This is a genomic window from Caballeronia ptereochthonis (genome assembly GCF_001545075.1).
Classification (GTDB): domain Bacteria; phylum Pseudomonadota; class Gammaproteobacteria; order Burkholderiales; family Burkholderiaceae; genus Caballeronia; species Caballeronia ptereochthonis.
Map to the genome: position 1 here is coordinate 1 of NZ_FCOB02000076.1, position 3,998 is coordinate 3,998.

Genomic DNA, 3,998 nt, shown 5'->3' on the forward strand with positions numbered 1-3,998 from the left:
GCGTGCGGGCAGTCAGAGCCAGGATGACCGGGCGGCGGCGCTGCACGGGATCGCAGCGGCGAGCGGTGCGGTCGATGCGTTTGGAACCGGTAAAGGCGCAATCAATACCGTGGCGAACGGCAAGACGCCTGACGTCAAACTGGAAGTCAGCTACGGCAGCAGCCACAGCGAGAGCTCGGCATCGAGCGACACGACTTCCAATCGCGGCTCGAACGTGACGGCGGGCGGCACGGCGGCGTTCGTCGCGACGGGCAACGGCACGGCGGGCAGCGGCAATGTGACGATTGCCGGTTCGAGCGTGAACGCGAACGATGTCGTGATTGCCGCCAAGAACGCGGTCAGTCTCGTCAACACGACGGATACCGATTCGAACCGCAGCGCGAGCAGTTCGCACAGCGCCAGCGGCGGCGTCTCGTTCGGCACGGGCGGTTGGGGTGTGGATGCGTCGGCGTCGAACTCGCACGGTAACGCGAACACCGACTCGACCGCGCAGAACGCCACGCACATCAATGCAGCCAAGGGCGCGACGATCCTCTCGGGCGGTGACACCAACATCACGGGCTCAACGATCCACGGCAGGCAGATCAATGCCGATGTCGGCGGGAATCTGAACATCGCGAGCGTGCAGGATACCGCGACGAGCGCCGCGCATCAGGACAGCTCGGGCGGCGGCTTCAGCGTGAGCACGAACGGCGGCGCAAGCGGCACCTATAGCACGCAGCACGGCAATGCGAACGGCAATTACGCCCAGGTCAACGAACAGGCCGGGATTTACGCGGGCGACGGCGGGTTCAATGTCAACGTCAAGGGCAATACGGACCTCAAGGGCGCAGTGATCGCCAGTACGGCGGATGCGAGCAAGAACACGTTCAATACGGGCACGCTGACCTACTCCGACATCATCAACCAGTCGAACTACAACGCATCGAGCAGCGGCTTCAGCGCGGGCGGTACGGTCGGCGATGGCGGCAACAACTATGCGACGCACGGCCCGACTTCGGGTACGAACGCGGGCGGCGGCGCACCGATGATCAGTCAGCACGACAGCGGCAGCGTTACGGCAACGACGCGCAGCGCGATCAGTGTGGGCACGATCAACGTCACGGACGGCGCGCATCAGCAGCAGGACATCGCGAGCCTGAGCCGTGACACGACGAGCACCAACGCGCAGGTGGCGAAACTGCCGGACGTGAACGACATCCTCGTGAAGCAGTCGGACACGATGAATGCGGCGAGCACGGCGGGTGAAGCGGTGGCGCGGCGCATTGGTGACTATGCGAACGCCAAGCTCGACGAAACCGGCGATCCACGGTGGGCGGAGGGGGGATCGAACCGCATAGCCCTTCACGTAGCGGGCGGCACGCTCGTCGCAGGCCTCGGCGGCGGGAGAGCGATCGGCGGTGCGGCGGGTGCGGCGATTTCGTCAATCGCGGCCGACAAGCTCACCAGCCTGAGCGGCGGCATTGCAGGCGCAGCGGGCGGAAGCGATGCGGCTAACGCGCTCGGTAACATTGTCGCCGATGCGCTCGCGACCGCTGCCGGCGGTGCGATCGCTGGAAGTTCGGGCGCGGCATCGGCGTATGACGTGGATCGGTACAATCGGCAACTACACCCCGATGAAAAGCAGGCGATCAAAAACCTGGCCAATGGGGACGCCGACAAGGAACATCGTCTGGAAGCGGCAGGTTGCGCTCTTGTTCACTGCGCGGCTGAATATGCTCCGGGCACGGCTAATTATGCGAAGTATTCGGCGCTGGAACAGGAAGGCGCAGCTTTTACCGTCGAACAAGCGCAACTGAGGAATTACAACGGAGCTTCATTCTCGACGGCAGGCTATGGCGGCATGGTGAGACAGACGCCGGGCAGCAGCTTGTTCCAGTACAGCACAGATGACACGCAGACTGACCAAAAGTCGTCACTTGCAGCAATGGCGGCACAACGGCCGGGGTCGGTCGATTATGTGACTATCCAATACGGCGCCGGAGTCGGCGGTGGGTTGACCATTAATACGCACAACGGAAACCTCTATTACGGTGCATCTGTTGCCGCGTCGCGCTCGGTGGGAGGAGCCGTCACGGCAGGAGTTATAACCGATAACGTCGGTCAGAACGCGCCCGATAAGGGGAAGCTTACGGATGAATTTCTTGCTGGTCAGTCTGTTGGTGGAAGTGGGTGTGCTTTCGGCGCATGTCTAGGTACCAATCACAGCATCGGGGGATCAACCGCGTTTGAATTCGGAGTGGGTTTCGGCGGATTTACAAAGACACCTAATATTGACGGCAATGCTGCATTCGGCTACTCCGGTCAGATTCCAAATCCACTCAAGAAACAATAAAGGACTGCACGTGAAAAAGCTTTCCGCAAGAAATTTGATACTGCTGATATTGTGGCTCCCGCTGATGATTTGGGTTGTCGCACGGACGCCCTCGCATACAGCGGCAGAAGAAAATTTGAAGACGATGGTTTCGGATTTAGATTTCATGTTCAAGAACGGGACAGTCCTGTCGAGGCATGAAAATGCTAAAACCGGTGCTGCACTTGTACTGTACAACGTTGATGCTTCGACTTGGGACGAAAAAAAGGCAGTGATGCTCAAGGATTCTCTTATAGCTAAAGGCTGGAGGTCTATCGAAGAAAATTCCCACGTGTACGTAATGTGCAAAAACGAAATGAAAGCGTCGATTTCCAGGAAAGCTGACCAGATTTCAGTGAAGGGCTCGGAGAAGACTGTTTACTCGGTAAGCATGGAATTTAATGCAGGGACCAAAGATTATTGTGGCTAATCCATGGACCGCTTCAATCGGCAGCTTCACCAAGACAGCAAGGCAAAGGAAAAAACGCTGGCTAAAAGCATAGCTGACAAGAGCGACGGCAGATACACTCAAGCCGACGTCGAAGATCAAATGCGTATCATGGGCGGGCTAATCGGTGGAGATCGGGAATCGGGTGCACCAGCAACGCTGATCGGAGAGATGCCAAGCGATTCGGGCGCGAAATGGCAGTATGCGGGGACGACCGACGACGGCAAGCCTATTCTGACGCAAATAACGCCGCAGCCGAATCCTGAATTGCAGAGCTATATTCTGGCGAACTCGGGATCAGCACAGAGCGGCGTACCGAACATCGTGTACGACCAGACGGCCAAGAAAGGCTTCAGCGTGGATGTGACGGGGCCGTTCACAAAGCTTGATCAGTCGGATACGGATTACATGCGCAATACGGTTGCGGGTGCGGCGTCGATGGCATCCACAAATATGGGGCGCTTCAGCTCTGCAACGGCTGCGTTGGCGACGATTCCTTCGCCGTATTCAGCCGGATTCTCAACCGCAGCTTATGCGGCTACGGTTGCGGGATTCGCTGATGACGTTATTGCGCAAACGGTCAAGCCAGATGTGGGTCAATACGCCGTATCGGGTGTTACTGGGTTGATCGCGGGAAATCTGTCAGATCGAGCTCCCGGTCTCGGACCGGCAATCAACGAGACTGCGAATACGTTCAACAACAGCAACGCGGGCCAACAGGCGCAGAACGCTTTGAATAAGTATTGGGCTGACTTCGTCAACTATTGGAGCGGCAAGCGATGAAAATTCGATTCATAGAGGATGGAAACTTTGCGCGGTGGGTGCGGACTGGCTTACTCGTTGTCGGAATTCTGATTATGTTTGTCGCTTACAAGTATGTCCCGCCCGCACCCTATGGAGGGTTTCTCCTGCTTTTAGGGTTAGGCGTCGCGGCTTTGGCTGGGTATGCGAGTAGGGCGCACATGCTAAAAATCAAGCCCTTCGATAACAGCTGCAAGAAAGCCCGCAAGAGCTACGAAGTGAAGGACGGGGACAAAGAGCAGTGACGAAGTACAGAAAGAGACTAGCGGCTTTGCCGCTGACAGCCTTGGTATCACTTGCGGGTCATGGACAACAAGTGCCGACGCCCGCCGACGAAGCAGCCGCAGCACGAGCGAATGCAGAGCAGAACCAGCAGGTACAGCAACAACGCGAAGC

At 58.1% G+C, this 3,998-nt stretch carries 4 protein-coding genes; all 4 read left to right on the forward strand.

What is annotated here, in order from left to right:
- On the forward strand, nt 1–2,335 hold a 2,335-nt coding region (locus tag AWB83_RS35340), incomplete at its 5' end, for a hemagglutinin repeat-containing protein (RefSeq protein ID WP_208636843.1).
- A gap of 10 nt (nt 2,336–2,345) precedes the next feature.
- Complete coding sequence (locus AWB83_RS35345) at nt 2,346–2,783, forward strand: hypothetical protein (RefSeq protein ID WP_143750160.1); 438 nt, start codon at nt 2,346–2,348, stop codon at nt 2,781–2,783.
- A 3-nt stretch (nt 2,784–2,786) separates the two neighbouring features.
- Nucleotides 2,787–3,584, forward strand: coding sequence for a hypothetical protein (locus AWB83_RS35350; RefSeq protein WP_087050233.1), 798 nt, complete (start codon nt 2,787–2,789; stop codon nt 3,582–3,584).
- Nucleotides 3,581–3,847 carry a hypothetical protein gene (locus tag AWB83_RS35355; protein WP_087050234.1) on the forward strand — a complete coding sequence of 89 codons (267 nt, stop codon included), beginning with the start codon at nt 3,581–3,583 and terminating at the stop codon, nt 3,845–3,847. Before AWB83_RS35350 ends, AWB83_RS35355 begins: the two co-directional genes overlap by 4 nt.
- Nucleotides 3,848–3,998: the final 151 nt, after the last annotated feature.

Coding starts and splice junctions, on each gene's coding strand:
- AWB83_RS35350 (WP_087050233.1), top strand. CDS start 2,787: ATGGACCGCTTCAATCGGCAGCTTCACCAAGACAGCAAGGCAAAGGAA.
- AWB83_RS35355 (WP_087050234.1), top strand. CDS start 3,581: ATGAAAATTCGATTCATAGAGGATGGAAACTTTGCGCGGTGGGTGCGG.